The sequence below is a fragment of the Cupriavidus sp. FW305-F7 genome (assembly GCF_058782875.1).
The window spans coordinates 26,671-43,095 of record NZ_JBYSYC010000034.1; the positions used below are offsets into that span (position 1 = coordinate 26,671).

A 16,425-nucleotide genomic window follows, 5' to 3' on the forward strand; every position below is an offset into this window, starting at 1 on the left:
GTCCGACCAGAGGCATCCCGCGATAACCGCGGGCGAACACACCGGCCCCGGTCGAGGCAAGGGTCGATCCTGGCTCGTCAAAAAATAAAGCAAAACGGCTTTGATGCCGGAGGAGACAAAGATGGCAACGAGAACAGCGGACGCGCTTCGCTCCGTCGTTTCATGGACCATGCTTGCGTGGTCTTGCGCGGGATGGGGGGCGGAGGGCTTCGAGCCGCGCTACAACCTCGCCGGTAGCCTGGGCGGCGAGATGTTTGCGCCGCCCAACCAGACCGGCATTATCAGCGCGCTCGCCGCCACCTACGTCAGTGTCAGCAAGGTGACCGGGGACGATGGCGGGCAGCTGACCCAGAGCCTTCCGGGGGGCACCGTTGCCTTGCCCAAGCCGACGCCGTCGGCCCTTTATCCCTCTTATTCGCGTGGCACGGTAGAGATTCCAGCCTCCGGCACCATGACGCGCTGGGACCTCGTGCTCGGCTATATCACCAGCGAGCAGTATGGCGGCGGGCGGCTGGCCTTTGCCGTCGACGTTCCATTCGCCAGGAAATCTCAGTCAATCAGCACGAGCGGCGCCACGCCGGTGCTCAACTGGAGTCCCGCGGTTCCGGCCGACGTGCAGAGCGCCGTGCAAGGGCAATTCAGCAGCCAGTACCAGGGCGCACTCAAGGCGCAGGGCGCGAGCGAAAGCGGCGACGTCAGCGGTCTCGGGGACGTCGAGCTCATCGCCGGCTGGCACTACGTGGGCGACAAGTTGCGGGTGCTGGGCAGCGCTGCGCTGGTGGTGCCGACGGGGAAGTACAGCGCCGACGCCGGCCCGGATATCGGCAACGGCAACTTCTACACGGTGCGCCCTGCCATCCAGGTGGCCTACCTGCCCACATCGAACCTGGCCTTCGCGGCCAAGGTATCCGCGGGCCTGAACAGCCGCAACCGGGACAACGATGTACGCAGCGGCAACTGGTTCGGCGTGGAGCTGGCTGCCGGGTACAAAACGCCGATCGGGGTGGTGGGCGTGCATGGGATCCGGATCCAGCAGTACCAGGACGACGAGAACAATCCGCTGGGCGCAAGCCGTCTCCGTTCCAACAACCTGGGGGCGTTCTTCACGACGATGATCCCGCTGGTCGATGTGGCATTGACCGTGCAGTACATGGCGACGACATCGTCGCGCAATGCCAAGCACGGAAACTTTACCCAGGTCCGACTGATCCGGATGTTCTGACTGCCGCCAGGGGGCCGGCCGAGTATTCCCGGCGCTCCCCGACGGCGCCGGTCATTCCGGCTGAATGCCGGCGGCTTTGATCACCTCAGCCCATTTCACGGTCTCGCCGCGCACGAACGCGGCCAGCTCTTCTGGCGTCGATGGGGAGGGTTGGCCTCCTGTCCGGCTGAAGTATTCGGTAGCCGCCGGGTTCGTCAATCCCTGTCGAATCAGCTGGCTCATCCGCGCGACGACCGGTTTTGGCGTATTGACAGGAAAGAAGGCAGCAACCCAGGCCGTCATCTCGTACCCTGGCAGGCCGCTTTCCGCCATGGTCGGGACATTGCCGAGCAGGGGATGGCGGCTGGACGTGGTCACGGCGACCGCGCGCAGCTTGCCGTTCTGGATCAGGGGCAGGGCCGGATTGATGTCGGAAATCATGAAGTCCACCTGGTGGCCCATCAAGTCGGTCAGGCCCTGCGGCACGCCCTTGTAGGGCACATGCAGCGCCGATGCGCCGCTCATCATCTTGTAGAGCTCACTGGCGACCCGGGTGGAAGAACTGCCGCTGGCGAAGGTCATCTTGCCTTGCCGGCTTTTCGCCAGCGTGGTCAGTTCCGCCACCTTCTGCACGGGGCTGTCGGATGGCACCACCAGGACCAATCCGCTCTTGGCGATCAGCGAAACCGGCGCATAGTCCTTGATGGGATCATAGGGCAGCTTCCTGAACAGGGACGCATTGGCCGCGTGGGTGGTATTTGTCGTGATGAGCATCGTGTACCCATCTCCGGGCGCCGTCGCGACCGCCGTGGCCGCGATGAACCCGTTGGCACCGGGGCGGTTTTCCACGACGACGGTCTGTCCGGTCTGGGCAGTGATGGTCCGCGCGATGTAGCGCGCGATGTTGTCCGTGCCACTGCCTGCAGGGAACGGCACCACGACACGGACCGGTTTGTCCGGATACTCGTTCGGGCCCGCTGCCCACACCAGTTGCGGGGCCGCGCAAGCAGCGGCCAGTCCGGACAGCAGGGCGAGCATGCGTCGCCGGGGAAATCGCTGGATCATCTTGTCTCCTCCCGCATCTCGGGATCTGATGGATTGACTTGGCCGAGCTTGCGTCAGGACAGCGGATCGTGTGCGCGAATGACAATCAGCTCGCACGTCCCGTCTGCCGATTCGAGGCTGAGCTCCGCACCGTCGGGAACGTAGACCCACTCCCCAGTCCCGGCGGCAAAGCGCTCGCCTTCGATGCGACCGTGAATCGTGCCGCCACGCACGAAGAGCACCTGCTCGGTCTCGCCGAGCCTGTGCGGCTCGGCGCCGCCATCGGGAGCAAGATCGACCATGTAGATGTCGAGAAACCGGGAATCGACGGTCTGGCGTGTGATGACCGGCCTGGCGAGCGCGCCACGATAGTGCGGCAGCTCGATCGATTCGGTGCTGGCGGGAACGTCGCGGACATCGGCGGCACCGGCCTGAAGGCGCGGATCGTCCGGGCCGGTCGCAGTCACTGCTGCGTTCGGGTTTTCGCTGTACGGCGGCGCGTAGACCACCATTACCTGCACCGGTTCGTCGCTGATGACCTCGAAGCGATGGAAGACGCCGGCCGCATTGAAGCTCCAGTCCCCTGCGCGCAAGACGCGCTGCTTTCCCGGTAGTTCGCCGAGGCCCTCGCCGGCGAGCAGGAACGACGCCTGCTCGAGGTTCGGGTGTGCATGCGGCAACGCGCCATGGCCCCGCGATATCGTGCCCAGCAGGACCTCGAGCCGGCGCGCGCCGACAGTCTCCTTGCCGATGATGCGCTGGTTTGCCGTTCCGGTGTGGTTGGCCGGTGCGTACGCGGGCACGTCGGTGGCCCTCCGTACAAAGGGTGATGTCATACCGATGTCTCCTCTCTCGAATGGTGAAGGCTGTCGCGCTCAGCGGCGGCTGTCGGGGATGGCCAGCGCCGGGTAGTGCTCGGTCAGCTTGGCTGGCATCTCCACATCCAGGATGAAACGATCACCGCGATACCAGAACTCCCCTGCCAGGAGCACATTGCCGTCGACGTCCAGCGTCGACCGGACGATCCTGGCGATTGGCGCCCCGAAGCCATAGGCGAGATCGTGTGCCAGGATGTAGTCGGCCGGCTCGACCGTCATGGTCTGCTGCATCATGCCAAGGCGGTCGCCTTCGACCTGGCGCAGCAGGTGACCAAGCTTGTGGTGCTTTTCGCCACCGCGTGGAAAGCGGGCAAAGACTGACGAGGCCACATACACCTCGATCAGGCAGAATGGCGTGCCGCCATGCAAATGCAGTTTGCGGACCATCACATAGCTGTCCAGCGGCGTGCCGCGGCGGGCCAGCCCCGGCCGCAGCGCCACGCCCTCGCGCATTTCCAGGATGCGGATTTCCAGCTCGCTGCCATGGGCCGATTCGTCATTGATGGCGGAGCGCAGGCCTTCTCCGGGTGCTGGCGGCTGCTTCATGACGTGGGTGCCACGACCGCGCTGGCTGCTGACCAGCCCCTCTTCCGTCAGCGCAGCAAAGGCCTGGCGCACGGTGACCTTGGCGATCCCGTAGGTTTGCGCGAGGCTGTCCACGGTTGGCAGCTGCATGCCCACCGGGTACTCGCCCGAAACGATCTTGTGCCGGATGACGCTGGCCAGTTGTCGATATCGCGTCACGCCGCCGATGCCGTCGTCGGCGAGGATGACGCCCTCGTTGGCAGCTGCGTTGGACGCATTGCTCGTCATGACAACAACTCCCGCGGCACGCGCACCGGCATGGTCAGCAGGATCTGCGCCATGCCCTTGCCAAGCGGATCATTGCGCAGCGACGCCATGCCACCGCCATCCAATGCTGACTCGCAGACAAAGTTCATGGCGTCGAAGCCGGGCAGTTCGTAGCATGTCACCGGCCCCTTCACCAGGTACCCAAGCCAGTCCGCCACGCGCGCCACCGTCACTTCGGCCCGCAGCACGGGCAGGTACGCCGGCCGGCGGGCGATCAGCCCGATGTTGGAGGTATCCCCCTTGTCGCCGCTGCGGCCATAGGCAAGCCGTATCAGCGGAACTTCGACGGTATCGTGTTCCGCAGGGCCGGCGCCCGTTGGTTCAGCGACTGCAGGTGCTGCGGCCGCGACCGGTGCCGCCGGGCTGCCCGAAGGAACGGTGACGCCGCTGCGTACGCCGTCCATCACCACCGCCGGGGTCAGGGCGCTCTTGTCGAGCAGGAATGCATACTGGCGGATCGATGGCGAGGGACTGGAACGCCCGCCAGCCGAGCCCGTCGTGCCCGGCGCCCAACTGGTCCCCGCCGCGGCGATTTCCCGCGCGAACAGTTCCAGCGCCGCCTTCTCGGGATGCATCACCGCCAGCCGCATCACCGCCTCGCGGGTGTGTCGGACGGCAGCATGTGGCCCAAAGCAGGACTCCGCTCCCAGCACCTCAATGTGGGTGCGACTGTAGTCTCCCCACCCGTTCTCCGCGAACAGCTTGCGCGTGCGGGCAAGGATCGCCTGCGCCGTGCGTTCTGCCTTGGCGACCGCGTCGACGCCGACGATGGAAAGCTGTGCATTGCAGCGAAAGCCGTCGACGTAGGTGGCACAGACCTTGTAGGCATTGCCCGGGGCCCGCCCGCGCGCGCCGCTGACTTCCACCACGTCCGGTGCGGCCTGCCGAAGGGTTACCTGCGTGAAATCGCAGGTGACGTCTGGCAGCAGGTAGGTGGCCGGGTCGCCGATCTCGTACAGCACCTGCTCGCCGACCGTGGCGGTATTGACCAGTCCGCCGGTGGCGGGCGGCTTGCCGACCAGGAAGGTGCCGTTGGCACGGCACTCGACCACCGGATAGCCGATGTCGTGCCAGTCCGGGACGCTTTCCCAGTCGGTATACAAGCCGCCCGTCGCCTGGCACCCGCACTCGATGATGTGGCCGGCCAGACTGCCTTGCGCCAGGCGGTCATAGTCGTCCGCCTGCCAACCGAACTCGTGCATCAGCACGCCGAGCGTCACGGCACTGTCCACGCAGCGTCCGGTGATGACGATCTGGGCGCCCTGGTCCAGCGCTTGTTTGATCGGCAAGGCCCCCAGGTATGCGTTGGCGCTGACCACCTTCTCCGGCAGGGGTCGGCCTTTCTGCATGTCCTGCACACCGGCTTCGCGCATCTGTGGAAGCAGCGGCATCACGTCATCGCCTTCCACCACGGCGATGCGCAGCGTCAGGCCCTGTTCCGCGGCCAGCGCGGCAATTGCCTGTGCACACCCGTGCGGGTTCATGCCGCCGGCATTGCTGACCACGCGAATCCCACGCTCGGCAATCTCTCCGAGCAGGGCCTTCATTGTCACCGTCACGAAATCGGTGGCGTAACCCAGTTCCGGCTTGCGCAATCGGGCGGCGGCGAGAATCGACATGGTCAGTTCGGCCAGGTAGTCGAACACCAGGTAGTCGATATCGCCGTGGCGCACAAGCTGTGGCGCGCCAACGCTGCTGTCGCCCCAGAACCCGGAAGCCCCGCCAATGCGTACCGTTTTCGCGTCCATTCCCATCTCCCTATCTGCCAGTCCACTCGGGCTGGCGCTTCTCGCGGAATGCCAGCTGGCCTTCGCGCGCGTCCTCGGTCAGTGCAAACAGCCCGATCTGGCTTTCCGTGAACGCCATGGACTGCTCGAACGACATGGTTTCCATATGCTTGAGCGTGTACAGCCCCCGACGGATGGCGGCGGGCGAATTGTTCCGCAGGCGGGTCAGCAGCAGGTCCAGTCTGGCGTCGAGATCGTCGCTGACATCGTTGATGAGCCCCGCGGTCAGCGCTTCCCGCGCGGACAGTGGCTCGCCGCACAGGCACAATTCGGTGAGCGTGCGACGCGGCACCAGGTGCTGCAGCACGCTCAGCACCTGCGCCGGGAACAAGCCCAGCTTGACCTCCGGCAGGCCGAAGCGGGCACCTTCGCTGGCTATCGCCAGATCGCACATCGCCATCAGCCCCATGCCGCCCGCCATGCAGGCGCCATTGACACGGGCGATCAGCGGCACCGTCGACTGCCTGGCGCAGCGGAAAAGGTCCGCCATCCCCAGGTAGGGCTCGGCGTAATCGAAGGCAAAGGATTTGCCGGTCTGCAGATCGGCGCCGGCGCAAAACGCCTGCTCGCCCATTCCGGTAATGACCACAGCGCGGATGTCGGCGTCGCGATTGGCGCGCAGGATGCCGTCGCGAAGTCCCTCCAGCACCCCCGGCGTGATGGCATTGCGGCGCTCCGGCCGGTTGATGGTCAGGTAGAGTGCTGCGTCCCGGACCTCGCTCAGCAGTTCATCATTCATGCGGAGTTTCTCCTTCGGTGCGTTGCACTTGTGACCCATCCCTGGAGATGCCAGACGCGAACAGCGTATCGATGGCGTCGTCGTCGTAGCCGGCCTCACGCAGTACCTCGCGGCTGTGCTCACCCAGGCTTGGTGCATGGCGGCGGCTGGTCGGTGGGGTGCCATGCCATTCGCTGGGCACCGCCATCTCCCGGATACGCCCGACGGCCGGGTGGTCCGATTCGCTGAAGAAACCGATGTCCTGCAAATGGGGATCGTCCAGCAGCGACTCGAATGTGTGCATCGGAAAGACCGGAACATCGGCGTCCTTGAGCAGGGTGCGCCATTCCTCGGTGGTGCGCTTGGCCATTTCGTCGCTGACCATGGCATACAGCTCGGTGATGTTGGCGGTGCGGGTGTTGATGTTGGCGTAGCGCGGATCGGTGTCGTACACCTCCGGCTTGCCAATGACCTCGAGGAAGGCCCGCCAATGATGATCGTGATAGATCAGGCAGCAGACATGTCCGTCCTTGGTCTGGTACGGTCGCCGCTCGGGCGAGAGCAGGCGCGGATAGCCGAAGCCGCCCTTGGGCGGGACGAAGGTCTCGCCATACAGGTGGTCTCCCATCACATAGGGAACCATGGTCTCGAACATGGGGACATCAACGCGCTGGCCTTTGCCGGTGCTCATGCGCGCATACAGGGCGGCACAGATCACGCCGAAAGCATAGAGTCCCACCGAGCGATCGGCGATGGTGATTGGCAGGTATCGCGGACTGTCGCCACTGCCCAGCGAAACGGCCAGCGGCAGGCCGGTTGCGGCCTGGATCAGATCATCGAAGGCAGCCTGGGGCGCGTAGCGTCCGCGCTGCGAAAAACCGAACATGCCGACATAGACCAGGCGCGGATTGATGGCCGCGAGCGATTCATAGTCCAGGCCCAGCCGCTGCATGGCCTGCGGGCGCACGTTGTAGGCCAGCACGTCTGCATCCCGTACCAGGCAAAGCAGAGCCTCCCGCCCCTCGGGCGCTTTCAGGTCAAGCACGATGCTGCGCTTGTTGCGGTTCAGGCCAAGGAAGAGCGGCCCCAGCTTTTCATCGCCGCAGGGACCTATGCCGCGCGTACTGTCTCCGCCCGGCGCCTCGACCTTGATTACATCGGCGCCAAGGTCAGCCAGCATCTGCGTGGCAGAGGGCCCCATGAATACTGACGTGATGTCAACGACTTTCACGCCGGCCAGCGGCCCCGTTGTCTGGTCTTTCTTCATATCCCTTTCATCTCGGTGGGGCAATGTATGACGGCTGGCCGGGAGGCCACCGTTGCCTGCCGGTTGGCCGCCACATCGCGCTTGCAACAACACATCGATCATCGGTCGACCTCCGGCCTGGCCAGCCCTGGTATCCGCTTCTTGATTTTCGAGACGGTGTGGAGCTTCACCCGCTGCGCCCATGGCCCATCGATGGTGCGCAGATTCTTGTCCTTGAGATGCGCCAGGCCGAGCTCGTCGCTGAGTTGCGCAAGGGACGTCTCGACATCGAGCGAGAGGTTGGTGACAAGAACGTCGCCGCCATGGAAGACGAGGCTGTTCGACCAGAGGAAGCCGATGGGCGCCCCCTTGCGATCGATGCCGCCGAAGTCGCCGAGCTTGGCAATCACCTGCCCCTGCGTCGGCTCGAGCACAAGAATCTCGTTAGACTGGTTGCACGCGATCCAGAGATTGTCGTGCTCGTCGATGATCAGGCCGTCGGGTCCGCCGCCGATCCGGTTGACGAAGACTTCAGGCGTGCCGGGCTCGAGCGTCGACCCGGTCACCGGTATCTTGACGACGGTGTCGTTCGCCGTATTGGCGACGAACAAGGCCGTCTTCTTGTTGTTGAACGACAAGCCATTGGCGCCGATGGTCGGTGGTATCCGCGTGGGCTTCAGCAGCGCGCTGGTGACCCATGCCGACGCTTCGCCGCCGGCGGGTCCGACTTTCCAGATGATGCCCTGGTGGGCGTCGGTCACGTAGACGTTTCCGGCGGGGTCGAACGTCATCCCGTCGAGGCCGGGGTTCTTGCCGCTGACCGTCATGAATACGGTCGAGGCACCCGTCCTGGGATCGACGCTCAGGACCTTCGCGCCCAGGTAGTCGACGACGAGCAACTGGCCCGTCCGGGGATGGAAGCCGAGGTCAAGCAACAATCGGCTCGAGCCCTTGATGGTGACAGTGCGCAGGTGCTTGCCCTGCGGGTCGAACACAAGCAGCGCGCCCTCGCTCGTCCTGGGTTTTTCCACCGCCACCGTGACGACGTAGACGTTGCCCTCGCGGTCCACGGTGATCCCCTCGGGATGCGCCTCACCCGCGGGCAAGGTGGCGAATGTCTCAACCTTGCCGCGCTCCCAGGCTCTTGCGGCCAGCGGTGTCGCCAGCAACACAAGCCAAATCAGCATTGGCAGTATCGGCATCCTGTGGGCTTTGATCATTCTCATGTTGCACTCGCTCAATCGCGCGGATTGATGGATCGTCACAAATTGATCTGATCGGTGTCGTACACGCTGGTCTCCAAAGGAGCAGAGGAACGGCACCGCGCAGGCCGACGAGCGGCCTACCATGGTGGAAAGTCGCCTTTTTATTCCTCAGTAACGTCGGAGCCGTTGCCGCGGACGTAGGGCATCGGTCCGATGCCGCGCGCCGCCGCGAGCGTGTGGAGTGCGTACTGGATCGAGAGCGCGTCATTGAGCGAGTGGAAGGTGCCGTCCTCGTTGAAGCTCACTTGCGCGCCTTCGATCCAGGCGATGGTGATCGTGTCCTCGGTGTTGTCCTCGGGGGTATAGAAGGTGTGCACCGAGCCGCCGGGTTCGTACAGGTAGGAGCCGGCCGTCTGCGGCTGGTCGGGGTACTCGCGATACTTCCAGCAGCCCTGAATCGTCCACACCTGCGCCGTCCCGGTGTGATAGTGGATCGGCAGGGAACAACCGGGTTCCACGATGGCCATGAAGACCCACTCGCCGCGCTCCGGGTCCAGGCGCAGCGGCTTGATGTGGATGCCCGGAAAGACGTCCTTGATCAGCGGGATCTGCTCGATGTTGACGGTCAGCAGCTTGTCTTGCGGCAGGGCGGGCAGCGGCAGCTTGGCGCCGGTGGACGTGGTGGGCTGCTCGAGAATTCTTGCATTCATGAGTTGTCTCCGTTTGTCAGAGGATGTGAAACAGTGGAAGGAAGCCGCCCTTTGATGAGACGGAAGAGTCACGCCGGTCCGGCGGGAAACTCAGAGCTGTGGCGGCAATGCGCCGAGGAATAGCAGCGTCCAGCGCGACGGTGAAGCCTGGCTAACCTCTGCCAGGCCGCATGTCACTGGATACTCCTAAAGTTCTAATGTTAGAAGTTTAGAGGCTGAGGAAGGTTTTTTCTGCCCCTTGTTTACCCTAGGGACCGGATCAAGGACCTATCGCTTCATTTGTGCTCGCTAGCCGCTCGCCGCTGGGGTTCGGTGATGGCGGGCACCGCCTTCAATGCGGACGCCGGGATCTCGATTTCGGAGACGTAGCGGTCACCCCGATACCAAGTGACGCCTGCGTACAGCACGCTGCCTTTGCCATCCAGAAGACGCCGCGACATCTTGGCGACGGGTGAGGCGAACGGGATCTTCAGCATGTCGCACAGAGGAAAATCCGCCGGCATCACGGTCATGCGTTGTCGCACACGTTTGCTGCGCGAGCCCAGTTCATCGAGCACCGCGGCGAGAAGCTTTTTCTTCCTGGCGGTGTCCTTGGGCAAGGCGTCGAAGACCGGGGCCAACACATAGATCTCTGCGTAGCAGAACGGCTCGCCGGAATAGGTGTGCAGCTTGCGGACACAGACGTATTCGCCGTCCGACTGGTCGCCCGGTCCGAGCAGTTCCTGCGGCACCCCGGTGCGGCGCCGGACTTCGAGTACCTCAAAGGCGAGCGCCGCAGGTGCGGCGAACGGATCGTTGATCGCCAGTTCGATGTCGCCCGTGGCGGCGGGCAGGGCAGCCACGTGGGTGCCGACACCCCGCTGGCTACGAATCAGCCCTTCCTTAGAAAGCAGCTCATACGCCTGCCGGACGCTGACGACGGCCACGCCGAGGTCAGCCGCGAGCTGCGTGATCGGCGGCAGCAGCATGCCGAGCGGATATTCGCCCTTTGCGATCCGGTACCTCAGCAACGAAGCCAGCCGCTGATATTGCGCAACACCCCGTTCAGCGGACAGCTCCGCCCGCTCAATCCCCGTAGTCCGTTCGTCCGTCATTCCAGTTGCCTGATATCCAGAACATTGGAGTATGCACCAGAAGAACGGGCGGCCTATCAGCTGGCAGGCGTCTACCGTCGGCCGGCTGGAGCCGGTAGCGTCGAGATGTGGCGCGGTGGCAGCGGGTGCGGAGCGTTTCACGTCTAGCGGTTAAGCGCTTGCACGCCAACCGCTATATCGGCCGCGGTTGCCGCGAGGATCTCCCGGTACGCCTTCACCACGCCCTCCACCGGCCCGGGCGCGGGCACCTCCGTTTCGGTGCGGCCGCTCAGGACCTTGCCGTCCGGCAGCCGCCGCACGGTCCAGGCGATGGTCGCCGCTGCCCGCTTGCCCACGTCGGCGTCGAGGGCTATCACATCGGTCGTCACGCGAAATGCCCGCTGCGTCGCCGACAGGCCGCGCTGGTAGACATCCACCGTATCGAGGCACGCCTGCAGTTGCTGCGACAGCGCATCGCGCAGTTCGTTGGGGAATGGTGAGGTCCAGCGCGAAGTGTCGGACAGCTTGAGGCCACCGCCGTTGCCGTCACGCACCACCAGCTGAATGCGGTTCAGGCGCTCCGGCACGCGCACCGGCGTGACTTCGATCCATAACGGGTCGCCGCTACGGCTGGCTCGCGCGGTCGCGGGCGGCGCGGCGTCGGAGCGACTGGCCGCCAGCGTGTAGTAGCGTGCCTCGGGCGACGCGCAGCCGTTCATCAGGGTCGTGGCGGCGGCCAGCGCAACAAGCATCGTCAGACGTTTCATCATTTCTCTTCCCTCTTGCCTTGCAGGAGCGCTTCGGGATGCCGCTCGAGATAATCGGTGAGCATGCGCAGCGAGACGGCTGTTTGCGTGAGTTCCTGCATCATCCGGCGCGTATCCTGTTGCAGCGAGGCGTCGGGCGCCAGCGCGCCATTGGCCGTGGCGAGCGTGCGGCGCATATCCTGCAGCGCGGCGACCACCTGTGGTGCCACATCGCCATTGACCTGGGCCACGAGCTTGTCCGCATTGACGAGCATCTTGTTCATCGACACTAGCGCCGTGCGCGCATCCTGCCCGATCTGGTCGAACGGCACCTTGCCGATCTTGGTGACGATGTCGCCAAGCTTGGCCTGCAGCTCGTCGAAGGTGCCCGGTGTGGTGGGAAGCTCAGGCACGGACGCGTTCAGGTCCAGATCAACCGGCGCGGACACTTTCGGAAAGAAGTCGAGTGCCACATACATCTGGCCGGTGAGCAGGTTGCCGGTGCGCAACTGCGCACGCATGCCGCGCTGTACCAGGCTATGCACGATCGCGCGCTTGCGCGTGTCGTCAGCCACGTCGTTCTCGCGCAGACCCATGCGAGACGGATAGAGCTCCACCACCACGGGCATGCGGAAGGCCTTCTTGTCACGCTGGTATTCGATACCGATCGAGCGCACCTGCCCGACGGTCACGCCGCGGAAATCGACCGGCGCACCGGGCGACAGCCCGCGCACGGACTGATCGAAGTTGAGCACTGCCAGTGCGGGGGCGAGCTCGTCCGGCTCCTTCATGGCTTCGGACTGGTCCGCTGCCAGCAGGTACTCGGTGTTCTCGGCGGCCGCGGCATGCGCGGTCGAGTGGTCCGGGGCCTGGAAGGCTACGCCGCCAAGCATCACGCTGGCCAGCGACTGCGTGGACAACTTCAGCCCGTTCGCGTCCAGTTTTAGGTCGACACCGCTGGCGTGCCAGAAGCGCGTATCTGCGGAAACGAGCTTGTCATAGGGCTTGTCGACGAAGACCCGCAGCGTGATGTCGCGGCCGTTCGGCTCGAGCCGGTACGCCACCACATGGCCGACCCGCACGCGACGATAGTAGACCGGTGAGCCGATGTCGAGCGAGCCCAGGTCCTGCGCACGCAGCACGAACTGCCTGCCGGAGGCGTCGGTGGTGATGACCGGCGGATTTTCGAGCCCGGTGAAGCTGTGCGTGGTCTCGCCCGACTTGCCGGCATCCACGCCGATATATGCGCCCGATAGCAGTGTTTCCAGTCCCGACACGCCACTGATGGCAAAGCGGGGCCGTACCACCCAGAACCGTGTGTCGGCGACGGCGAAGTTCTTGGCGTCCTTGGTCAGCGCAATCGTCGCGATCACATGCGAACGGTCCGCTGCCAGCCGTGCTGTCTTGACCAGTCCGATATCGACATCCTTGTAGCGCACGGCAGTCTTGCCTGGCGTCAGGCCTTCGGCAGTGCGGAAGGTGACAGTGATCTCGGGCCCGCGCGACGCAAGCGTGCTGACCAGCAGCGAGAGCCCGACCACCGCGGCAATGATCGGGATTACCCAGACAAGGGACGGTAGCCAACGCGCGCGGGGCTGGCGTCCTGGCTGCGGTATGTCGTTGGGAGGAGGATGGTTAACGTGTTCGGGCATTATTGGCGTGCAGAAATTCGATGGGGGAGGGCGAGGTCTCGAGCGCATCCCACAGCAGACGGGGATCAAAGCTCAGTGACGCGAGCATGGTCAGTACGACAACCGAGGCAAAAGCCAGAGCTCCGGCACCGGCCGTAATCGTGGCCAGCGCCCCGGCACGCACCAGCGATGCCAGCAGTGCCACCACGAAGATATCGAGCATGGACCACCGGCCGATGACTTCGACCAGGGTGTAGAGCCTGGTCTGCTCGCGAATGCGCCAGGTCGATCCGCGGCGCGCCGATAGCAGCAGCAAGGTCAGGATCATCATCTTCAGCAACGGGACGACGATGCTGGCGATCAGCACCACGATTGCCAGCATGTATGAGCCGGACAACCACAGATAGATCACGCCGGACAGGATGGTGTCGCGCTGCGTGCCGAAAATTGACTGCGTCACCATGATCGGCAGCAGATTGGCCGGGATATACAGCAGGTAGGCGGCCAGCAGGAAGGCCCAGGCGCGCGCCAGGCTGGCCGGCTTGCGATGATGCAGTACGGTGCCGCAGCGCGGACACGGTTCGGCCTCGAGCGTCATCGGACTGAGCCGGTCGCAGGTGTGGCACGACAGCAGTCCGCGCGAGGTCGCGGTGGGGTGGGGCGAGTAAAGCGCGGTCACGGCGCGGCATCCAGCGAGCGGGCCGGTACGTCATCTGCATCGTGCGCATCGAGGTGGTGCCAGAGTTCACGCGGGTCGAACGACAGGATGACGGCGAGTACGACCACCAGGGCAGCGAACGACCAGAGCGCGACGCCAGGCACCACCTGCGCTACGGTCGACAGCTTCACCAGCGTAACCAGCACGCCGATCATGAACACTTCGATCATGCCCCAGGGCCGCGTGCGGCAAATGCCGCGCAAGATGCGCTCGAACCCGGGTGGCGTGCGCTGCCGCGCCATCGGCACGAGCAAATAGCACATCATCAGCAACTCGGCCAGCGGAAACAGGATGGTCGTGGCGAACACGAGCATCGCCACCGGCGCCATGTCGTCCGCGTAGAGTGCCTGTACCGCGCTCCATAGCGTGGTCTCCATGCGCGAACCCTTGAGGTCCATGGCGACAATGGGGTACGCGTTGGAAATAAAAAGCAGGATCAAGGCAGTCACCACGAGCGGCAGCAAGCGGCGATAGGCTCGCGAACTGTCGCGATAGAGCGCGCCGCCGCAGCGCAGGCACGTGGCACGTTCGTCGTGCTTCAGCGCCGCGCGCGTATGGAGCGCGCCGCAATGCTCGCACGCCAACAGCCTGTGCGGATCCAGCATGGCAACCGGCGGCGAGGCGTGGTTCTGATGCACAGGTGTCCTGGGGAAAATGATCGGCCTCGTTGCGTGAGGCAAGCAGCGCGTGCGCGCACCGGAATCCTTCATGAGTTCCGTATTCTTCCACATAATGACTTATGTGTCATCATGACATTGTGTGTGTTATAAGAAGAGCACGGGCGCCGCTGCTGCCAGCATGGCGTACTCCATGTTGGCGGCGTTGAAGCGGCGTATTGATATAATCGCCTCGTCACATAAGGTCCTCTAACTGAAGATGCCTGCCGTTCCTGATCCCAAAGACCACCGCCCTCGCGTTGCCGCAGAACGGCGTGCACGGATGCGCCAGCGTCTCATTGAAAGCGCGATGATTGTTTTTGCGCAAAGGGGTGTCGGAGCCAGCGTGATCCCGGAAGTCATTGCATCAGCTGGCGTCTCGCAAGGTTCCTTCTACAACTACTTCCGTACTAACGAGGATCTGCTGGCGGCTGTCGGCGACGCGCTCAGTCACGACATGGTGCAAATGATCGAGAGCGTGGTCGGCGATATCGAAGACCCAGCGTTGCGTGTTGCAACGGGTATGCGCTTATACCTCCACCTTGCGCGCTCCTATCCTGTCGTGGCGCAATTTCTTTCCGGTACGGGCCTGCTTCTGGTCGGCGCCAAGGGTGCTGCCGTCTACGAATACCTGCCCTCGGATATCAAGGAAGGCCTGAAGACGGGCACGTTTGACGAGGCTTCGGCCGACGTGGCATTGGACATGGTGGCCGGCGCCGGGCTGATCGCCGTTCACCGCATGGCCAAGGGAAGAACCGCCAGGGATTATCCCGAACGGATTGTGCGGGCGGTATTGCGGTCGCTTGGCGTGTCCGCAGCGAGTGCGGTACGGTTGACCTCCGCGCCTTTGCCAAAGCTGGTGGCTCCGCCGGAATCATTGCTCGAAAAAGCCCAGGAGAAGCTCGCCGCCAAGGCCGAGCCCTCCAACTAGCAGCCAGCGCTACGGCACATCGCTGATCGTTTCCGCGAGCAAGCCATCGAACAGCGCTTCGCTCGCCTGCAGCGGCGACCTGGATATCGCATCGGCCGCTGATTCCTCCACGCCCAGGGCGCGCAATGCCACCGCAGCGGCGAGCTCCGAAAAGTCTTCGCGGCATTCGGTATCAAGCATGCTCTGCATTGCGCTCATTGCGGCGCCGGCAACGATATTGAAGCCCAGGGCGATCGGCATGCGCTTGAAACGATTGCGACGAACGCCTTCCTCTATGTCCCTGCGGACAAACTCCAGCATATTCGGCGCGTGGTAGCCCGCCCATCCGAGCCGGCCAAGGATGCCAGCCACACCGGGCTGGTGTACCGTCAGGATCGACGCCAGCCGTATTCCCCTGGCGATGTGCTCGGCCGGGTCGTCATGGTCGCGCACAATGGGGTCGGCCGCCCGCACCCACTGTTCAGCCATCTTCCCGACAAGCTCCCGCACGATCGCATCAGACGACGGAAAGTACTTGTAGAACGTTCCGCGTGAAACCCGTGCTGCCGAAATGATGTCGTCGATGGACGGCGTCGAGGCGCTGTTCTCCAGCATCAGGCGCATCGCACTGTTCAGCAACAGCGAGCGCATACGCTGCCGCCGTGTTGCCGCAACGCGCTGACGGTGGTCGCCAGTCTTCCACGGTCCTGTTTCAACTGCGAATTGCGTCTGCATCGGGGTCATTGATCTGTTTCCTCCTCATGGTTAATGCGTCGACAACGCCGCGCGCCGGTCTTCCTGCGTCTTCGGCCTATACCCGTCGCATCACTTTGCGTATGCCGTTGTCGTTGCGCACCACAGCCTTCGGGCGCGCGCGTTCTTCGTCTCATGCGGTCCGGGACCGCAAAGTCGACCCGTCCTCACACAATAAAATAAATTGTACGTCATCATGACAAATAAGTCAGTATGACGTAGACTTCGAATCCTCAGGAAGGGCGAAGAGCCCGAACAGGCTTGCCGTCAATGACGCCAGCACGAGTCCGGTCAGAC

The 16,425-nt window shown here is 64.1% G+C and carries 16 protein-coding genes; 2 read left to right on the top strand and 14 right to left on the bottom strand.

Annotated elements, in window-relative coordinates; translation table 11 throughout:
• Window positions 1–121: 121 nt before the first annotated feature.
• Window positions 122–1,222: a transporter gene (locus AC3WL8_RS27110; protein WP_013959833.1), complete on the top strand. Its 1,101-nt coding sequence runs from the start codon at window positions 122–124 to the stop codon at window positions 1,220–1,222.
• Window positions 1,223–1,273: 51 nt separating this feature from the next.
• Here the strand turns inward: AC3WL8_RS27110 and AC3WL8_RS27115 are convergent, their stop codons facing one another.
• The 13 genes from AC3WL8_RS27115 to AC3WL8_RS27175 all read right to left on the bottom strand — a co-directional run bounded on the left by AC3WL8_RS27115 (window position 1,274) and on the right by AC3WL8_RS27175 (window position 14,414).
• On the bottom strand, window positions 1,274–2,266 hold the full coding sequence (locus AC3WL8_RS27115) for a Bug family tripartite tricarboxylate transporter substrate binding protein (protein ID WP_492379178.1): 993 nt from the start codon (window positions 2,264–2,266) through the stop codon (window positions 1,274–1,276).
• A gap of 53 nt (window positions 2,267–2,319) precedes the next feature.
• A complete protein-coding gene (locus AC3WL8_RS27120) occupies window positions 2,320–3,081 on the bottom strand; it encodes a cupin domain-containing protein (RefSeq protein ID WP_492379179.1) in 762 nt (253 codons plus the stop codon).
• A 39-nt stretch (window positions 3,082–3,120) separates the two neighbouring features.
• Window positions 3,121–3,936, bottom strand: a complete 816-nt coding sequence (locus AC3WL8_RS27125; protein ID WP_492379180.1) for a GntR family transcriptional regulator — start codon at window positions 3,934–3,936, stop codon at window positions 3,121–3,123.
• Entirely contained in the window at window positions 3,933–5,723 is a 1,791-nt protein-coding gene (locus AC3WL8_RS27130) for an acyclic terpene utilization AtuA family protein (protein ID WP_492379181.1), read from the bottom strand. Before AC3WL8_RS27130 ends, AC3WL8_RS27125 begins: the two co-directional genes overlap by 4 nt.
• A gap of 10 nt (window positions 5,724–5,733) precedes the next feature.
• On the bottom strand, window positions 5,734–6,501 hold the full coding sequence (locus AC3WL8_RS27135) for an enoyl-CoA hydratase/isomerase family protein (RefSeq protein WP_013959828.1): 768 nt from the start codon (window positions 6,499–6,501) through the stop codon (window positions 5,734–5,736).
• Window positions 6,494–7,747 carry a CaiB/BaiF CoA transferase family protein gene (locus AC3WL8_RS27140; protein ID WP_041229126.1) on the bottom strand — a complete coding sequence of 418 codons (1,254 nt, stop codon included), beginning with the start codon at window positions 7,745–7,747 and terminating at the stop codon, window positions 6,494–6,496. Before AC3WL8_RS27140 ends, AC3WL8_RS27135 begins: the two co-directional genes overlap by 8 nt.
• 98 nt (window positions 7,748–7,845) lie before the next feature.
• A complete protein-coding gene (locus AC3WL8_RS27145) occupies window positions 7,846–8,946 on the bottom strand; it encodes an SMP-30/gluconolactonase/LRE family protein (RefSeq protein WP_492379182.1) in 1,101 nt (366 codons plus the stop codon).
• 146 nt (window positions 8,947–9,092) lie between these two features.
• Window positions 9,093–9,641 (bottom strand): 2,4'-dihydroxyacetophenone dioxygenase family protein, encoded by a 549-nt coding sequence (locus AC3WL8_RS27150; protein WP_013959825.1) that lies wholly within the window; start codon window positions 9,639–9,641, stop codon window positions 9,093–9,095.
• Between the two features lie 275 nt (window positions 9,642–9,916).
• Window positions 9,917–10,735, bottom strand: a complete 819-nt coding sequence (locus tag AC3WL8_RS27155; RefSeq protein WP_013959824.1) for a GntR family transcriptional regulator — start codon at window positions 10,733–10,735, stop codon at window positions 9,917–9,919.
• A gap of 143 nt (window positions 10,736–10,878) precedes the next feature.
• Complete coding sequence (locus AC3WL8_RS27160; protein WP_013959823.1) at window positions 10,879–11,484, bottom strand: PqiC family protein; 606 nt, start codon at window positions 11,482–11,484, stop codon at window positions 10,879–10,881.
• Complete coding sequence (locus tag AC3WL8_RS27165; protein WP_492379183.1) at window positions 11,481–13,112, bottom strand: PqiB family protein; 1,632 nt, start codon at window positions 13,110–13,112, stop codon at window positions 11,481–11,483. The genes AC3WL8_RS27160 and AC3WL8_RS27165 overlap by 4 nt, the downstream gene beginning before the upstream one ends.
• The gene (locus AC3WL8_RS27170; RefSeq protein WP_013959821.1) at window positions 13,096–13,770 is read right to left on the bottom strand and encodes a paraquat-inducible protein A; all 675 of its coding nucleotides are present in this window, start codon (window positions 13,768–13,770) and stop codon (window positions 13,096–13,098) included. The genes AC3WL8_RS27165 and AC3WL8_RS27170 overlap by 17 nt, the downstream gene beginning before the upstream one ends.
• Window positions 13,767–14,414: a paraquat-inducible protein A gene (locus tag AC3WL8_RS27175; RefSeq protein ID WP_492379231.1), complete on the bottom strand. Its 648-nt coding sequence runs from the start codon at window positions 14,412–14,414 to the stop codon at window positions 13,767–13,769. The genes AC3WL8_RS27170 and AC3WL8_RS27175 overlap by 4 nt, the downstream gene beginning before the upstream one ends.
• A gap of 334 nt (window positions 14,415–14,748) precedes the next feature.
• Between AC3WL8_RS27175 and AC3WL8_RS27180 the strand changes: the two genes are divergently transcribed.
• Window positions 14,749–15,396 (top strand): TetR/AcrR family transcriptional regulator, encoded by a 648-nt coding sequence (locus AC3WL8_RS27180; RefSeq protein WP_492379184.1) that lies wholly within the window; start codon window positions 14,749–14,751, stop codon window positions 15,394–15,396.
• 9 nt (window positions 15,397–15,405) lie between these two features.
• On the opposite strand, the gene AC3WL8_RS27185 is transcribed toward AC3WL8_RS27180, so the two are convergent.
• Window positions 15,406–16,119 carry a TetR/AcrR family transcriptional regulator gene (locus tag AC3WL8_RS27185; RefSeq protein ID WP_492379185.1) on the bottom strand — a complete coding sequence of 238 codons (714 nt, stop codon included), beginning with the start codon at window positions 16,117–16,119 and terminating at the stop codon, window positions 15,406–15,408.
• Window positions 16,120–16,425 lie beyond the last annotated feature (306 nt).